This is a genomic window from Caulobacter segnis, from assembly GCF_031454995.1.
Taxonomy (GTDB): domain Bacteria; phylum Pseudomonadota; class Alphaproteobacteria; order Caulobacterales; family Caulobacteraceae; genus Caulobacter; species Caulobacter segnis_E.
The window spans coordinates 224,614-241,376 of sequence record NZ_JAVDRV010000001.1 but is presented as its reverse complement, the minus strand read 5'-3'; the positions used below and the strand labels follow the sequence as shown (position 1 = coordinate 241,376).

The following is a 16,763-nucleotide window of genomic DNA, read 5'->3' as shown; positions in this document are numbered from 1 at the left end:
CTAGGGGCCGCAGGTCCATTCGCCGTCGATCACCCGGCGGGCCCCGTCGGCGCGATCATAGGTCAGGGTCGCGGGGCGGGGCGGCGACTCGCCCCCGCCGCTCGCCGGGCCGGTGACGGCGATGGTCACGGTCTTTCCGGCGCCGCTGAAGGTCGCCCCCTTCAGCATGCCGTCGAAGCCGCCGGGCGCGGCGACGCGCTCGACATAGTCGCCGACCTTGACCAGGCCAAAGGCCGGGTCACGCGAACCGACATCGCCCTTGGCGATCAGGAGGGGCGGGGCGTTTCCCGCGCTGAAACTACAACCCAGCTCGCCCTCGAGCGAATTGGCGTCCATGTCGGCCGCGCCAAGCCCCGAGAGCTGGATCGGCGAGCCGTCGCCGCCGACGGTTGGACTCGGCGCGGCGGGCGCCGAAGCCGGGACGGTCGGCGCGGGCGCGGAGGTCGCCGGCGCGGGGGCGGGCTCGGCCTTTTCCGCGGTCGGCCGGGGCGAGCAGGCCGCCAGGGTCAGAGCGGCCAGGGCGACGAGCGCCGCGCGTGAGTGTCCGGTCATGGCGTATCCCGCTGATGTGGTCAGGCGACCGCCGGTTCGGGCTGGGCCGTGACGGCTTTCCAGTGCCGCTCCAGGGTCCAGGCCGCCACCGCCAGCCACAGCAGGCCCAGGAAGGCATGGCCGCGCTGCCAGTAGCCAACGTCGTGGCCCGTGCGGACGTTCCAGACTCCCGTCAGCAAGGCGAACACCAGAAAAAGGCCTATGAACCAGCCCAGCGAGAAGTTGGCCAGCCGCCGGTGCTCGGGCCTGCCCCACAGGGCCCAGGCGGTGAACAGCGGCGCGAACTGGATGGCCAGGCCCACGCCGCAGGCGCGGTGCATCGGATCGGGCCAGTGGAAGATCCCGGCGAAGACCGCGCCCAGGCCCGTCAGCGCCACGAACAGGCCGGCGAAGGCCGAGACCACCCGCCGGCCGCCGGCGTGCTCCAGCGCATGGGTGAAGCCGGCGCCCGCGAACAGGCCGGCGATCCCCGCGATCACCATGCCGATGTTGAACACCTCCGGCATCGGCGCCTTGGGGCCACCAAGCTCGCTGATGAACTGCGCGCCGGCGTCGAAGCCCGGGAACAGCCGCTGGGCGATCCACACGTCGGCCACCATCACGGCCGGCGCGATCACGCCGATCTTCAGGAAAGCGCCGGTGCGGAGCAAAGGAGAGGCCTCGGGGCGGAAGGGGAGGCTGAAAATCGCTCTGGGCGGGGGCGGGGTCAATGGGCGTGGGGCCGCCCCATTGCGATAAAGCTCTCGTCATCCCGGCCGTAGCGTAGCGAAGAGCCGGGACCCAGGGGCAAGCGGCCGTGCGGCGGCCCCTGGGTCCCGGATAGCCTCTTCGAGGCTTCCGGGATGACGAGCTATTTTGGGCTTGGCTACTTCGCCGCGGACGGGTGCCCCGCCGCAGCAAACGCCGCGCCGAAGAAGTCGCCCTTCTTCCAGACGGGGCGGGCCGGGGCGTTGGCCAGTTCGCGGGCGATCTCGTAGTTGACCAGGGCGAACTTGGCGGCGGCCTGGTAGTCGATCGGCTGGTTCAGATCATCGCCCGGGTGGTGGTAGTTGGTCTTCAGGAAGGTGGTGAAGGCCTTCTCGCCGCCGTTTTGGAAGCCGGTCATCAGGAACACCGACGGGACGCCCTGCTCGACGAAGCGGTAGTGGTCCGAGCGGGTGAACAGGCCTTCGTCCGGCATCGGGTCGCCCGACAGGCCCACGCCCACGCGGCCGGCGGCCTTCGCCACCGCCTCGCCCACGGTCGAGCGATTGGCGCCGAACGCGATCACGTCGGTGAACGGATACAGCAGCACCGGCATGTCCAGGTTCACGTCGGCGGCGATGTCGGCCTTCTTCACGGTCGGGTTGGTGGCGAAGTAGTCCGAGCCGACCAGGCCCTTCTCCTCGGCCGTGACCGCCAGCAGCACGATCGAGCGCTTGGGGCGGACCTTGGTGTTCTTGAAGCCGCGCGCGACCTCCAGCAGGGTCGCGATCCCCGAGGCGTTGTCGAGCGCGCCGTTGTTGACGCGGTCCTCGCCGGGCTTGGCGTTCTCCTTGATGCCGATGTGGTCCAGGTGCGCCGACAGGATGATGGTCTGGGCCTTCAGTGTCGGGTCCGAGCCCTCGATCAGGCCGACGACATTGCTGCTGTCGCGCTTCTCGATCTCGGTCTTCAGGTCGACCTTGGCCTTGCTCGCCAGCGGGAAGCCCTTGACCGCGCCTTCCGGCTTCTCGGCCTCGGCCAGCACGGCGTCCAGGGCGACGGGCGCGCCAGCGAACAGCTTGGCCGCGCCGGCCAGGCTGATCTGGGCCAGGGCCGGAGCGCCCGGCGCGCGGATGGCGCCGACGTCCTGGGCGTCGCGCCAGGTCACCCGCCATTCCTTCATGCCTGCCAGGCCGCGCGCGAACGGACGGCGCTTCTCGCCGCTGGTGGTCGGAATGGTCAGGACGCCGATCGCGCCGCGCTTGGCGGCCTCGGTCCGCTTGGTGTTGGGGCTGGAGAGGTGAGCGCGCTCCTCGGTCTGGATCGAGGAGGGGGCGCCCGTCAGCATGACGACGATCTTGCCCTTCACGTCCAGGCCCGCGTAGTCGTCGCGGCCGCGCGTGGCGTCGACGACGCCGAAGCCGACGAACACCAGCGGCGCCTCGACGGTCAGATCGGCGGCCTGGGCCTGGGCGTTCGGCAGATAGTCCTCGCCGTACTTCAGAGCCGAGGCCGCGCCGTCGGCGCCGATCAGGGTCACCGCGCCCTCGCCCGAGGGGCGGAAGGCCAGCAGCGGCACGCGCTGCAGATAGCTTCCCTTGTCGCCGGCCGGCTTGACGCCCAGCAGGGCGTATTGAGCGGCGACATAGTTGGCGGCGATGTCGTAGCCGCGCGTGCCGGCCTCGCGGCCTTCCAGGGCGTCGTCGGCCAGGAAGCCCATGTGCGCCTTGATCGCCTCGGGCGAGGGGACGAAGTCCGAACCGGCGACCGCCTTCTTCGGGGCGACCTTATGGGCGGCGGCGGGTTTGGCGGGCGCGGCCGCCAGGACCGGCTGGGCGACCATCAGCAGGGCTGCGCTGGCGAGCGCGGCGCGACGCGTGAACGACATTCTCAAGAGGCTCCTCGGGACGTCACCCCCATGCCTATCGGCCTCGGTCGCGTCCAAACGGTTGTCGAAAACAGGGCCCCAGGGCCGAAGGGCTCCGGGGCGCGGTCGCGAACCATGTCGGGACGATGACGGCTTGTCGAGCGCGGCTCTCTGAACGTTTTGTAATGTTCGGCAGGATCTTGCGCGGCATGGTCAGGCGCGAGGCCTAGTCGCGCCTTCACCGGCCTTGGCTTTGACTGTTCTTGTTCTCTACCTCAGGGCGAGGGGGCGTTTCGACCTCGGCCGGAGGGTGGGGCGCGAACCGGCTTTATGGTTAACCGCCGCTAAAAAAGATGACCAAGGGGTAAATTTTACCATCTTTGGTTGCGACCGCTTAACCCAACCGCCCGGATAACTCGCGACGAGAATGGAGGACGCCTTATGGAGGCTCTCGCTATCGCCGCCGCCGGTATGACGGTCGCCGCCAACCGCTTGAACGCTAGCGCTCAACGGGTCGCGTCGTCCAACGCGCACGCCGAGAAGGTCGAGGAACTGAAGGACGTGGACTACGCCAAGGAACGTGTCGAGCAGATCAGCGCTCAATACGACTTCAAGGCCAACGCCAAGGTCATTCAGACCGCCGACCAGATGTCCGGCGCGCTGCTGAACATCAAGGCTTAAGTCCGTTCCACGCGTTTGAGTTCGCGCCCTCCCGGCTCGCCGGGCGAGGGCCCGACTCTACCCCCAGCCAAGCGCCCGAAGCGCGCCCCCTTTTGCCGAGGGCGCTTGGCCGCCGCCTCCCGCAGCGCCCCCTATGTTTGCGGGAGGCGGCCCCTAATGAACTCCCTCTCTCTTGGAGAGAGGGAGGGGCCCATCGCTCGGCGATGGGAGGGTGAGAGGTTACGCTCTCCCGGAAAGACACCCCGGGCTGACTTCCGAAAAACCAAAATCGATCTATTCGAGGGCGAGGGACGCCGTCTGACGGCGAAACCTCTCACCCTCCCACGCCCGCGGCGCGGGCCCCTCCCTCTCTCAAAGAGAGAGGGATTTTGATCCCTACTTCGCCTTGTCCATCAGGCCCGCGAAGCGCTCGAACAGATAGAGGCTGTCGGTCGGGCCGGGCGAGGCTTCCGGGTGGTGCTGGACGCTGAACACCGGCTTGTCGGCCAGGGCGATGCCGGCGTTGGTGCCGTCGAACAGCGAGACGTGGGTCTCTTGCACCGGAGCGGGCAGGGAGGCCGAGTCCACCGTGAAGCCGTGGTTCATCGAGACGATCTCGACCTTGCCGGTGGTCAGGTCCTTCACGGGGTGGTTGGCCCCATGGTGACCTTGCTCCATCTTCACGGTCTTGGCGCCCAGGGCCAGGGCCAGCATCTGGTGGCCCAGGCAGATGCCGAACACCGGCTTGCCGCTGGCGACCAGCTTTTGGATCTCCGGCACCGCGTATTCGCCGGTCGCGGCCGGGTCGCCGGGGCCGTTGCTCAGCAGCACGCCGTCCGGGTTGCGAGCCAGGATGTCCTCGGCCGAGGTCGAGGCCGGCACCACCGTGGCGCGGGCGCCGACATGGGCCAGGGCGCGCAGGATGTTGCGCTTCACGCCGTAGTCGATGACGACCACTTCGTACTTGGGCTTGTCCAGCTTGGCGTAGCCTTCCGGCCACGACCACAGGCCCTCGTCCCAGGTGAAGGTCTGGGTGGTCGAGGCGTCCTTGGCCAGGTCCAGGCCCTCGAGGCCGGCCCAGGCCTTGGCCTTGGCGACCAGCGCGGGAAGGTCGAACTTGCCCTCGGGCGAGTGGGCGATGACGCCGTGCGGCATGCCGGTCTCGCGGATCTTGCGGGTCAGGGCGCGGGTGTCGACGCCGGCCAGGCCGATGACGCCGCGCGCCTTCATCCAGGCGTCGAAGTCGCCGCCGGCGCGCCAGTTGGCCTGCTGCGTCGGGACATCGCGGAACAGGGCGCCGCGGGCGGCGGTCTCGGCCACGCCAGTGATCTGCTCGACGTCTTCCGAATTGGCGCCGACATTGCCGACGTGCGGGAAGGTGAAGGCCACGATCTGGGCCATGTAGGAGGGGTCCGTCAGGATCTCCTGGTAGCCGGTCATGGCGGTGTTGAAGCACACCTCGCCGACCGCGTCGCCGACCGCGCCGCAGCCGACGCCCTGAAGGATCGTGCCGTCGGCCAGGGCCAGAACGCCCGTTACGCCTTCAAGGAGGGTGACGCCGGGGAGAAGGTCTTGGGACATTCTGTTGAGCGCTCCTGAACGCAATCGGGCCCGGAATTGGGCGGTCATTTTCGCAAAAAGGCGGACCCGGGGTAACCCCCGGCCGGCCCCCCGCGCGCGGGGGCGTCTCCTTGCAAGAAAGCGGACGGGCTTTGGGCCCGTCCGCCGCGCAAACGGCGCGGTGTCTAGGGGGTATGGGGGAGGGGGTCAACCCCTCGTCTTCCCCTGGCCGATCACACGAATTTTCCGAGGTTCCACATTCCCGTGATCGATGAACGCGCGCCCTCGCGCGAGGGGCGGAAAACGCTTTATAGTAAAGGGCTTCCAGACATCGAAGCGCGGCGGACACGGGAGGACGGCCCATGCTCGAGTTGCGTCCCAATTGCGAGTGCTGTGACCGCGATCTGCCGCCGGCCAGTCCGGAGGCGCGAATCTGCACCTTCGAGCACACCTTCTGCGCCGATTGCGCCGAGCTGCGCTTCGACGACCTCTGCCCCGACTGCGGCGGCGGCCTGGTCGCCCGCCCGATCCGTCCGGAGGTCCAGCTGCATCGCTTCCCGGCCTCGCTGAGACGGGTGCTGAAGGCGCACCGGCCGGCGGCCCCCGTCTCGACGCCTGGGCGCGAGCGGCCGGCGGAGTGGGCGTAGAAATCCCTCTCTCATGGAGAGAGGGAGGGGCCCAAGCGAAGCTTGGGAGGGTGGGAGGACCGCGCTCTCACGCTAAAACTCCGACCTAGACACGCTGGCCGCGACGATCTCCGAAGAGCGATCGGCGCTTCTCCCCGCCGACGTCGAAACCACTCACCCTCCCGCCGCCCGCGGCGGCGGGCCCCTCCCTCTCTCAAAAAGAGAGGGATTCATTTCTCCCTAACCAAACACCGTGGCGCCGGCGCCGCAGTGGCCAACCAAAGGTCCGACAGGCCTAGGGCGGCGAGGTCTGACCACGTTGACACATGAGGACATACCTCGTAACCCTTCCAGTGTGACCGCTACCACTGCCTTCGGGCGGTGCGTCAGGCTCTAAAAAGGGCCGGCGGGTCGCGGCGAACAATGAACTGGCGCGAGACGCCAACCTTAGGGGGAGAAACATGCGGACTACTCCACAAAACCGTTCCGCCCGTCGTCTAGCTCTGATCGGCGCGACCTGCCTGACCACTTTGGCGATCGGCCAGGCCGCCCACGCCCAGACCGCTCCGACCCAGGCTCCGGCCGCCGCCGATGAAAGCGCCGTCGAAGAGATCGTCGTCACCGGCTATCGCAAGAGCCTGGCGCAATCGACGGTCGCCAAGCGCGAGACCACCGGCTTCGCCGACGCCATCTTCGCCGAGGACATCGGCAAGTTCCCGGACTCGAACATCGCCGAGTCCTTCAACCGCATTCCCGGCATCACCATCACCCGCGACATCACGGGCGAGGGCACGAACGTCGCCATCCGCGGTCTGGGCAGCAACTTCACCAACGTGACGCTGAACGGCGCCTCGATCGCCGTGGCCTCGTCGGGCGCGACCGACGCGCAAGGCACCGACCGCTCGGTCGACCTGTCGTTCTTCCCGACCGACCTCTTCACCAAGCTGACGGTGAACAAGAGCTACTCGGCCGGCCTGCTGGAAGGCGGCGCGGCGGGTAACATCGACATGCGCTCGGCCCGTCCGTTCGACCGTCCCGGCCAGCACCTGACCATGAACATCCAGGGCGTGAAGGCCGACGGCGCCAAGCTGGGCGGCAAGGGCTCGCTGATCGCCAGCAAGACCTGGGACAACTTCGGCGTCCTGTTCGGGGTTTCGGGCCAGCGCCTGAAGACCGACACCCGCGGCTACGAAACCATCGGCTACACCAACCCGAACCTGTCGGCGGCCCAGTGCGGCGCGGCCACGGGCTGTAACGCCACGGGCGGCGGCAACTGGACGATCCCGGGCACGGTGCCGGTCGGCGCCGGCGGTGGCCTGGTGGCCGGCACGGTCATAGACCGCGACTTCCTGCTCTCCAAGAACCCCGGCGCCACGATCCAGCAGATCGACAACGGCCTGCTGCCGCGCCTGGGCCGTCCGTCGGCCTCCTACGGCACCCGTGACCGGATCAACCTGGTCGGCAGCCTCGAGTGGCAGCCCAACGACGACATGAAGTTCTATGTCGACGGCATGTACGGCTACAAGAAGACCGACCTGATCCGCGAAGACATGATGTGGATCGTCCGCAACGGCGCGATCATCCCGACGAACACCAAGTACGACAAGACCGACTGCTCGACCGGCTGCACGGTCACGCAGGGCACCTACGCCAACTCGCAGTTCTTCCTGGAATTCCGCCCCTACCTCGAAAAGACCGAGCTGTGGGGGATCAATCCGGGCGGCGAGTGGCAGATCACCGACAAGCTGAAGGTCGAGGCCCAGGCCAACTACACCAAGAGCAACTTCCACCGCGAAAGCCCGACTTTCGGTCCGGTGACCGCGCTGGGCGTCGGCACGACGGTGGACTACACCTACAACCCCAAGGGCGCGCCGACGATCAAGAGCAGCGTCGACCTGAACAACCCGGCCAACTTCGTCTGGACCGGCGGTCGCGTGAACATGCAGGACGAGAAGCGCTGGTATGAGACCAAGGGCGCTCGCGGCGTGGTCACCTGGGGCGACGAGGCTCTGAACCTGAAGTTCGGCGCCAATTACGACGACATCTCGCGCACCATCCGCGGCTACGACAACAGCGGCGCCTGGCAGAACGCGACCTGCGGCAACAACCCCAGCCTCAACCTGACCTCGCCCAACGGCCAGCCGCCCTGCCAAGGCCTGAACCAGCCGGGCGCCGCGCCGGCCGGCTATCCGACCTATCCGGGCTACGGCACGGGCGCGACGGCTGGTCAGTCCGGCACGCTCACCTATGGCGGCTCGCTGATCCCGACCTCGGGCTTGGCCAGCTATCTGAAGCCCGGCCCGGCCGGCTTCGTCACCGTCGATTGGGACAAGGTCAAGCAAGCCTCCAAGTACGACCAGTTCCACGACAACTCGCCGGAGTCGGGCGGTTCCAACACCGGCGCCAGCGGCGGCTACATCAACGAGAAGAACAGCGCGGCCTACACCGAGGTGAACGGCGTCACGCAAGTGATGGACAGCGACCTGCGCTTCAACGTCGGCGTCCGCTACGTTCACACCAAGCAGACGATCGGCGGCCGCGTCTCGCTGGCCGATCCGCGCAACACCCTGCCGGGCGGCGCCCAGCTGCCGGACGGCGCGCGCTATCCGAACGTCACCAACTTCGTCTACACCGAGAACACCTACTCCAAGTGGCTGCCGGCCGCGAACATCGCCTATGACGTCGGCGAGCACGCGGTGGCCCGTGTCGCGGTCTCGGAAACGATGACCCGTCCGGATCCGGCCGCCCAGCTGCCGGGCGTCAGCTTCGGCGCCCCGTCGGCCGACCAGGCCACGATCGGCAACTCGGCCCTGAAGCCGTACTTCTCGAAGAACATCGACCTGGGCTTCGAGTTCTACACCGGCCAGGAAGGCGTGATCGCGGTCAACGCGTTCCGCAAGTCGCTGACCGGCTTCACGACCAACAACGTCGTGACCCAACCGTTCTCGGCCCTGGCCCAGTACGGCATCACCTACGACACCCTGAACGACACCCAGAAGACGGCCATCAACTCGCGTGGCGGCCCGACCCAGGCCCAGGTTCAGATCCAGTCGCAGATCAACGTGCCCAACAAGCTCACGATCAACGGCCTGGAATTCCAGTGGGTGCAGCCGCTCGACTTCCTGACCAGCCGGTTCGGCGTCGAGGGTCTGGGCTTCAACGCCAACGCCACGATCGTCGACCAGACCAGCAACGGTCCGGCGACCGCCTACGGCGTGGCCAAGTACACCTACAACCTGACGGGCTACTACGAGCACAACGGCGTCAGCCTGCGTCTGAGCCACGTCTACCGGAAGGGCTCGCAGTCCAGCGGCGCCAACCAGAACGGCGTGACCCAAGCCGCCCTGTTCTCGGACGACTACAAGCAGACGGACTTCTCCTCGAGCTACGACCTGGAGAAGATCTTCGGCATGAAGAACGCGCCGCAGCTGACCTTCAACGTCACCAACCTGACCAACGAGTCGCTGCGCTCGTACTTCCAGTACGACAACGCGACCTTCACCTACTACAAGCCCGGCCGCCAATACGTGGTCGGCATGCGGATGAGCTTCTAGGCTCATCGACTTCTGGTCCGGGCTCTTCGGCGCCCGGACCGCGCTTCCTCCCCCAAGACCATCTGGCCCGGCCTCGCGCCGGGCCTTTTCTTTTGGGCGGCGCGGCCGAGGCGGACAATCTGTCGCGGCCTCGCGCGGCCGACGGCTACCGGAACCTTAACCAGGATCGGGCTACGTCTTCCGGAAAGGAGCGCCCAAACCCATGATCCCCAACCCGCCTCAAGACCTGTTCTCGGCCTCGCGCTTCGTCTTTTCCCTGGTTGAAGGCCTCGTGGGCATGGTGCTGTCGGCCGCCGTTCCGGTCAGCCTGGTGGTCTTCGCGGTCCTGACCTTCTGACGTCTCCTGGCGGGTGCGTCCCGCGCGCGACGATGCTAAATCCCGCGCCATGACCAGCATCACCACCGTCGGCGTCGACGCCGACGACACCCTCTGGCACTGTCAGGGTGGTGGTGCATAAGATGTTGAAGAAATTATAATATTTTATGGGGTGGCTCCGCAAAAATAGGCGGAAGATGGCCCTGAAACGCACCTGTCCAGGCAACTTGCGTCAGTCTTCTTTCCTCTATCGGCCATGCCCCTTTTTCCCAGAAGTTTGACGTGTTCCATGCCGAATTGCCGAGCTGACCTGGCGCAGGGCGTCAGGATTGTATTTGGCATATCGGGCGGTGGTCGACACCACGTTCTGACCAAGAAGGCCGCCAACTAGAAACAAGGAGACGCCGCGCTGTGCGGCCCAGGTCGCAGCTGTGTGCCGAAGCGTGTGAGGCGATAGATTTTTCAACCCAGCTTCGTGCGCCTGCCGGCGGAAGGCCGCGGCGATCCGAACGATCGGTTTGCCGGCCCAAGAAACTACATGGTCGCATCGCGCGTGGCGTTTGGCGTGGCTGAGCGCCCTGATGATATGGGGCTCGATGGGGACGATCGCGCGGCGCTTGTTGGTCTGCCGCCTGCCGGGGACATTGTAGTCAATGACACCGCGCTGAAGGTCCACGCGGTCCCAGGTCAGCTCCAAGATCGCCGCTGATCTTGCTCCGGTGGCGATGGCCAATCGCGCGAAGAGAAGTACGTGCCGATGTCGCGGAGAACGGAGTTGCCGATAGAGCGCGGCGGCCTCCTCGCGAGTCAGCCAACGCTCACGGGGCGGCGATGGCGGAAGCGTGAGTAGGGGGGGCGCTCGATCGATCAGGTCGTACTTTTCAGCGCGCCTGAGAGCAGCCGCCAACACCGAAAGATCCCGCCGGATACTCTCCTGTCCGGCGCCCTTGCGTTTACGATCTTCGAGAAACGCTTGCTGCAGCCTGAGCCGCACGGAACTGACCGGCATGACGCCGAAGAACTCCTTCAGATAACGTACGCCAAGGAGGATATTGTCGGGCCTGGCGACGGTGCGCCCGTGGTTCTCAACGTACCAATCCAGAACCTCCGACACGGTTGGGTCGCTCGTGGGGTGCGTCTGTTGCTCTAGGAGGAAGACCTTGAGGAATGTCTCAGCTTCGCGACGGCTTGGCGTCCCAGTGCTGCGGCGTTGCGAACGGCCATCTTCCTGCCATTGCACATACCAGTTGGGAGAGTTCTTGGTTCGGACGAGATGCATTCTCGTGACATGAAGGCGTCGAGTTCTGATTTCCGGAACCGGACTAGCCTTCTCCCGGCGCGAAAGGCTTCGATAACCCCAGCCGCGCGCATTCGGTCGAGGGTGTCGGTGGAAATGCCCAGGTAGGCTGCCGCCTCAATGCGAGAGAAGGCGACCTTGTCGCCGGGCTCCGTGACGTGGTGGCGCTCAGCTCCGTCGGAGGCGGCTAGGCGTTCGATTGTCATGGTGGCCAACCTTTGGGGGGGCCTCCAAGCCTCGATCTGATCGCGTGCGCCTTCAAGTCCAGTCACGGCGCAGCCCGCCACACCCAGCCACAGTCCACGCGCCGGCGGATCTCAATCCATCTGCGACGAACGGGTTGTGGCGCATTTGCGAGAATCCGAAACTATTGTTTTCCTATCATATCAGATCAAAGTCGTCAACATAAAAGGATAATATGATTGGAAAACAATAACAATCTTACGGCCGGTCAAATTCGTGCGGCCAGGGCGCTATTGGATTGGAGCCAGCCCGAACTCGCTGAAGCGGCCCGGCTTTCGCTACCTACCATTCGACGGATGGAGGGCGATATCGGTCCTGGCAGGAGCACCGCGGCCAATGTGGCGGCCATCGTGCAAGCCTTCGAGCGTGCGGGGGTCGTTATGCTCTCATCCGCCGACACCACGAGCGGAGGCCCTGGAGTGCGCCTAAAGGCGTGATGGGACGTCACAAATTGTGGAGGTGAGCGAAGGCGCTGGCCCCAAGTCAGCCATCTACGTCCTGCCTGAACTCGTCAACCTCGCCGAGAGGGCGGACTCCTGAAATCCGCGGCGCGGGGTAGGCTATACCTTTCCGATCTGACCACCGTTCCACACTGATTGGAAAACGCTCTAGGCTTGGCGAAGCCCGCCTACGCAGGAGGGAAAGCCTTGAATATATCGCCGAATTGTTAGGCGATGCGGCCGAGCGCGATTGCCAGATCGCCAGATCTCAATCGTCTCCCGTCTCAGAACACCTTGCCCGGGTTGAGTACGCCGTGCGGGTCGAGCGCCGTCTTCACGCGACGCATCAGGGCGATCTCTTCGGGGGAGCGGGACAGAGACAGCCATTCACGCTTGTCTAGGCCAATGCCGTGCTCGGCGGATACCGAGCCGCCCAAAGCCTCCAGCGGGCGATAGACCATCTCCTTGGCGGCCTCACTGGCTGCTTCGCTCCAGGGACGTGGCGCGACCAGCAGATGCAGATTGTTGTCGCCGAGATGGCCGTAGACAATCATCATTGCTTCCACGCCGCAGAGATTGGCTAAGGAGGCCCGTAGGCCTTGCGTATAAGCGTCCATATGGTCGATCGGAAGGCTGACATCGAATGAGACACCGGGCGCCATCATCATGATCTGACCCGGGACGTCTTCGCGGATCGCCCAGATTGCGCCGCGTTGCGCCCTTGAGGCGGCGATCACCGCGTCGGCGGCTAGGTCCAGTTCCAGAATCTCCACCATGAGTTCGGCGAACCGAATCTCGTCGCGCTCTGGATCGAAGCCGGCGGCCTCAACGATCACATAGTAGTCGTGGCCCGAGGCCAGCGGCGGCTTGTGGCGACCGCTGCGCACGGCGATCAGGTCGTAGTAGTTGTTCCACATCACCTCGAATGAGAGCAGCGCACCGCCAAGGCGCTGGCCAACCAACGCGAAGAGTCTGGTCAGATTGTCGAACCGATCAACGGCTAGAATCGCCGTGGCCGTGCTGGTCGGAGAGGGATGCAGGCGGAGAACGGCGCGCGTGACGATCCCCAGCGTGCCCTCGCTGCCGATGAACAACTGCTTGAGATCATAGCCGGTGTTGTTTTTCAGAAGGCTGTTCATCGATGAAACGATCGTCCCGTCGGATAGCACCGCCTCAAGTCCCAGCACGTTCTCGCGGGTCATGCCGTATCGAATGACGGTGTTGCCGCCTGCGTTGGTCGAGATATTGCCGCCGATCGTGCATGAACCGCGCGCGCCCAAATCCACGCCGTAGGTCAGGCCGTGCGGCGCCGCGGCTTCATGCACGGCCTGCAGGGGCGCACCCGCCTCGACCCTCATGGTCCGGCCTACCGGATCGACGAACTCGATGGCGCGCATTCGCTCAAGCGAGACCTGGATCTCTTGGGGAGAAGCATAGGCGCCACGGACTAGACCGGTCAGCCCGCCGGCCGGCGCGACCGGCTGCCGGGCGGCATGGCAAAGCCGCATTACCGCCGAGAGTTCGTCGGTCGAGCGCGGCCGCACCACGGCCTTGGCTTCGCAAGCGACGCCGCGCCAGTCCGAACGCTGGCCGACCTCATCGCCGGTGATGAGACCAGCTTCACCGACGATAGCGCGGATGTCCTCTAGCAAACCCATGATCCACCCTTCCTCTTCGCTCGCCTCAGAGCAGCGCTTCGATCAGGCGCGGGCCCTTGATCGCCAAGGCGTCCGCCAGGGCTTGGCGAAACGCCTCGCCGGTGTTTGTCCGAACCGCCGGCACGCCCAGGCTCTCGGCCATCTGGGCCCAGTTGATCTCGGGCCGGCGTAGATCGAGCATCGATAGCGCCTTGGGACCGGGGTTCTGCACGCCCACTCGCATGAGTTCGATGTTGAGGATGGCGTAAGACCCGTTGTTCAATAGAATGGTGACAACGTCGAGCTGCTCGCGCGCCATCGTCCATAGGGCCTGGTTGGTGTACATCCCCGAGCCGTCGGCTTGCAGGGCGATGACCTTGCGATCGGGGCAGGCGACCGCCGCGCCGACCGCCACCGGCAGGCCCTGGCCGATTGCGCCGCCGGTCAAGCATATCCAATCGTGCGGCTCGGCCCCAGCTGTCATGCCGTAAAGCGCCGGGCCGCATGTGGCGGATTCGTCGGAGACGACGGCATGCTCTGGCATCAGATCGGATAGAGCCGCTCCAATATGCTCGATCAAGAGCTTGCCCTCGCCGGACGTGAAGGTCCGCGGCGGTTGCCGGGCGGGGGCTTGGGCCTGGGCGTCCAGCGCGTCGGCTAGTTCCGATAGCGCCGCCAACGCGTCCTCGCGCATCGAGGCCAGGCGGACGAGTTTGGCCCCGCCCGGCGACAGCCAACTGGGCTTGCCAGGGTAGGCGAAGAACGACACCGGCGGCTCGGCCCCGCAAAAGATGATCGTGCCAAAGCCGTTCAGGAGGGCTTCGGCCATTTCTCCGAAATAGGGCAGTCTCTCTACGCTCACGCGGCCCGCCCCGCGCTGCAGCCGTGCGGGAAAAGTCTCGCAGATAAGGCGCGCGCCGGTGGCCGCCGCAATCCGACCGGCCTGGAGCAAGGCGTCCTCGCGCAGGGACCGCCCGCCCAGATACAGGCATTTCGGACCTGACTCGGCGCGCAGCGCTTGCGCGGCGGCCGCGATGACGGACGCGGGCGCCGAGGGCGTTTCCAACGGTGAAAACGGCGCGACGGCCGCCGAACCTTCGCTCCACGCATGGTCGGCGGGTATGATCACGGTGGCGATGCGGCCCGGATAGGTCTGGGCGACCTGGACGGCCTCGGCTCCAGCCTGGGCCAGATCGCGTTCGGATTGCGAGAGCCGCACCCAGTCCGACATCGGCCGCGCCACGCCGGCTGTGTCCGATGTGAGCGGTGCGTCGTGGCGAAGATGGTAGGTGGCGTGGTCGCCGACCAAGTTGATGACTGGCGCGCCGGCGCGCCTGGCATTGTGCAAATTGGCTAGGCCGTTGGCGAGACCCGGACCCAGGTGCAGCAAGGTCGCCGCGGGCTTGTCCGCCATACGGCCGTAGCCATCGGCCGCCCCGGTCACGACGCCCTCGAACAGGCCGAGGATCGCGCGCATGTCCTCTTGTTTGTCGATCGCGCTGACCAGCTGCATTTCCGAGGTGCCCGGATTGGCGAAGCACACCTCGACCCCGCACCCGCGGAGAGTGGCGATGAGCGCCTCGGCGCCGTTCATGCTGGCGTTTCCTTCCCGGTCGGCGCAAGGCGCGCCGAGGAGACCCTAGGCGCGGGGCGCCCCAACCGCCTTGATCATGCGCAAGGGTGCAAAACGACACCCATGAGGAGGGCTGCTCGGACATCGTCGTCACGAAGGGTGAGGGCTGGTTCGCGATGGCGCGGCGCCAACGACATGCCCGCCTCAATACCCATCTGCCGCGCCTCAATCAGCCGACGCCCCAATGGCCCGTCTGTCTTCATCCATCCGCCCTCAATTGACGCGCCTCAAAGTCAAGAGATTCCGCTGGAACTATAGGCTTCAGGTTACAGCGGTCCTGGCGCGACGCACATAGGAGACCATCTTGCCTCGTCCGCACATGAGCGTCGGCCTCGTCCGCCGGTCGATAGGACTTGGGCGGCCCGCGAGAGGCTTGGTCGGTGCGTGATCTCGCCCAGCCTGGAACACTGGAGAGCCGGCGGTGCGATGACCGGCGACCTGATCGCGCTCGGTCTATGACTGTCGCTATTTGGATCGGAGGCTTTGGTTCGGCGAGACCTTCGATGGTCGATGTATCCATCGGAGTGATCCGCGCGATGCGCGGGGCAGCCCTGCTGGCGGCTGTTTGGCCTCGCCGGCGGGACCTCTTCGGACCCGTCGCCGACGATAACGGGTGGGGCGGTCGACCAAATCGTGGAATATGACTCATGACCCCCTTCGACGCCATGTCGCCCGCGATTACGCCGCGCCCGCGCCTGAGCGATGGTCTTGGTCGCACGGTCACCTATCTGCGGGTGTCGATAACCGACCGCTGTGATCTGCGCTGCCACTATTGCATGGCCGAGCATATGACGTTCCTGCCCAAGGCGCAGGTCCTTCAGTTGGAAGAGCTCGACCGGCTGGCTTCGACCTTTGTCCGACTGGGCGTGCGCAAACTGCGCCTGACCGGCGGCGAGCCTCTGGTGCGAAAGGGTATGATGGACCTGGTCGCCACGCTCGCGCGCCACCTGCGCACCGGCGCTTTGGACGAGTTGACGCTGACCACCAACGGCACGCAGCTAGCGCGGTTCGCCGAGGCCTTGGCGCGTCATGGCGTGCGACGCGTCAATGTCTCGCTCGACACGCTTGATCCATCGCTGTTTAGGACCCTCACCCGCGGCGGCGACCTCGCCCAAGTCATGGACGGCATCGCGGCGGCCAAGGCCGCCGGCGTCGCCGTCAAGATCAATACTGTCGCGTTGAAGCGCGACAACGCCGCCGAACTGCCCGAACTCATCCAGTGGGCGCATGGCCAAGGTCATGACCTGACCCTGATCGAAACCATGCCCTTGGGCGAGGTCGAGCAGGACCGCACCGATCAATTCCTGTCCTTGAAGACCGTGCGCCAGGAGCTATCGTCGTTCTGGACGCTAGAGGACCTAGCCCACACGACGGGCGGGCCGGCGCGCTATGCGCGGGTGGCCGAGACCGGGGGGCGGCTTGGCTTCATCACCCCGCTGAGCCACAACTTCTGCGAGGCCTGCAATCGCGTGCGCTTGACCTGTACAGGTACGCTCCACACCTGCCTTGGCCATGAGGACGCCACTGATCTGCGCGCGCTGCTGCGGTCGGGGGCGTCGGATAGCGACCTAGAGGCGGCGATCCGGGCGGCTCTGGACGCCAAGCCGCGCGGACACGATTTCGACATTACCAGAAGTCGCCCCGCTGTTACGCGGCATATGTCGACGACGGGCGGCTGAGCACGGGACTGATCC

13 protein-coding genes are annotated in these 16,763 nt (G+C 66.1%); 5 read left to right on the top strand and 8 right to left on the bottom strand.

What is annotated here, in order from left to right:
* The 3 genes from J2728_RS01145 to J2728_RS01130 all read right to left on the bottom strand — a co-directional run bounded on the left by J2728_RS01145 (position 1) and on the right by J2728_RS01130 (position 3,124).
* On the bottom strand, positions 1 to 552 hold the full coding sequence (locus J2728_RS01145; protein WP_309995320.1) for a hypothetical protein: 552 nt from the start codon (positions 550 to 552) through the stop codon (positions 1 to 3).
* A gap of 20 nt (positions 553 to 572) precedes the next feature.
* Positions 573 to 1,202 (bottom strand): DUF998 domain-containing protein, encoded by a 630-nt coding sequence (locus tag J2728_RS01140; protein WP_309995319.1) that lies wholly within the window; start codon positions 1,200 to 1,202, stop codon positions 573 to 575.
* Positions 1,203 to 1,417: 215 nt separating this feature from the next.
* Positions 1,418 to 3,124, bottom strand: a complete 1,707-nt coding sequence (locus J2728_RS01130; RefSeq protein ID WP_309995317.1) for a M20/M25/M40 family metallo-hydrolase — start codon at positions 3,122 to 3,124, stop codon at positions 1,418 to 1,420.
* Between the two features lie 420 nt (positions 3,125 to 3,544).
* Between J2728_RS01130 and J2728_RS01125 the strand changes: the two genes are divergently transcribed.
* The gene (locus tag J2728_RS01125; protein ID WP_309995315.1) at positions 3,545 to 3,784 is read left to right on the top strand and encodes a flagellar basal body rod C-terminal domain-containing protein; all 240 of its coding nucleotides are present in this window, start codon (positions 3,545 to 3,547) and stop codon (positions 3,782 to 3,784) included.
* Between the two features lie 375 nt (positions 3,785 to 4,159).
* Here J2728_RS01125 and carA read toward each other — a convergent pair whose 3' ends face one another.
* Positions 4,160 to 5,344, bottom strand: coding sequence for a glutamine-hydrolyzing carbamoyl-phosphate synthase small subunit (gene carA / locus J2728_RS01120; RefSeq protein WP_309995314.1), 1,185 nt, complete (start codon positions 5,342 to 5,344; stop codon positions 4,160 to 4,162).
* A gap of 341 nt (positions 5,345 to 5,685) precedes the next feature.
* Between carA and J2728_RS01115 the strand changes: the two genes are divergently transcribed.
* From J2728_RS01115 to J2728_RS01105, 3 genes are all read left to right on the top strand, one after another.
* Positions 5,686 to 5,970, top strand: a complete 285-nt coding sequence (locus J2728_RS01115) for a DUF1272 domain-containing protein (RefSeq protein ID WP_309995312.1) — start codon at positions 5,686 to 5,688, stop codon at positions 5,968 to 5,970.
* Between the two features lie 440 nt (positions 5,971 to 6,410).
* Positions 6,411 to 9,503, top strand: a complete 3,093-nt coding sequence (locus tag J2728_RS01110; RefSeq protein ID WP_309995310.1) for a TonB-dependent receptor — start codon at positions 6,411 to 6,413, stop codon at positions 9,501 to 9,503.
* 202 nt (positions 9,504 to 9,705) lie between these two features.
* A complete protein-coding gene (locus J2728_RS01105; RefSeq protein WP_309995308.1) occupies positions 9,706 to 9,840 on the top strand; it encodes a hypothetical protein in 135 nt (44 codons plus the stop codon).
* A gap of 226 nt (positions 9,841 to 10,066) precedes the next feature.
* Here the strand turns inward: J2728_RS01105 and J2728_RS01100 are convergent, their stop codons facing one another.
* The 4 genes from J2728_RS01100 to J2728_RS01090 all read right to left on the bottom strand — a co-directional run bounded on the left by J2728_RS01100 (position 10,067) and on the right by J2728_RS01090 (position 15,030).
* Complete coding sequence (locus J2728_RS01100; protein WP_309995306.1) at positions 10,067 to 10,933, bottom strand: tyrosine-type recombinase/integrase; 867 nt, start codon at positions 10,931 to 10,933, stop codon at positions 10,067 to 10,069.
* A 32-nt stretch (positions 10,934 to 10,965) separates the two neighbouring features.
* The gene (locus J2728_RS22190) at positions 10,966 to 11,322 is read right to left on the bottom strand and encodes a helix-turn-helix domain-containing protein (protein ID WP_404979681.1); all 357 of its coding nucleotides are present in this window, start codon (positions 11,320 to 11,322) and stop codon (positions 10,966 to 10,968) included.
* A gap of 761 nt (positions 11,323 to 12,083) precedes the next feature.
* On the bottom strand, positions 12,084 to 13,457 hold the full coding sequence (locus J2728_RS01095; RefSeq protein ID WP_309995304.1) for an FAD-binding oxidoreductase: 1,374 nt from the start codon (positions 13,455 to 13,457) through the stop codon (positions 12,084 to 12,086).
* Positions 13,458 to 13,482: 25 nt separating this feature from the next.
* Positions 13,483 to 15,030, bottom strand: coding sequence for an acetolactate synthase large subunit (locus J2728_RS01090; protein ID WP_309995302.1), 1,548 nt, complete (start codon positions 15,028 to 15,030; stop codon positions 13,483 to 13,485).
* A 686-nt stretch (positions 15,031 to 15,716) separates the two neighbouring features.
* On the opposite strand from J2728_RS01090, the gene moaA reads away from it, so the two are divergent.
* The gene (gene moaA, locus J2728_RS01085) at positions 15,717 to 16,748 is read left to right on the top strand and encodes a GTP 3',8-cyclase MoaA (RefSeq protein ID WP_309995300.1); all 1,032 of its coding nucleotides are present in this window, start codon (positions 15,717 to 15,719) and stop codon (positions 16,746 to 16,748) included.
* The last annotated feature ends 15 nt before the right edge of the window (positions 16,749 to 16,763 follow it).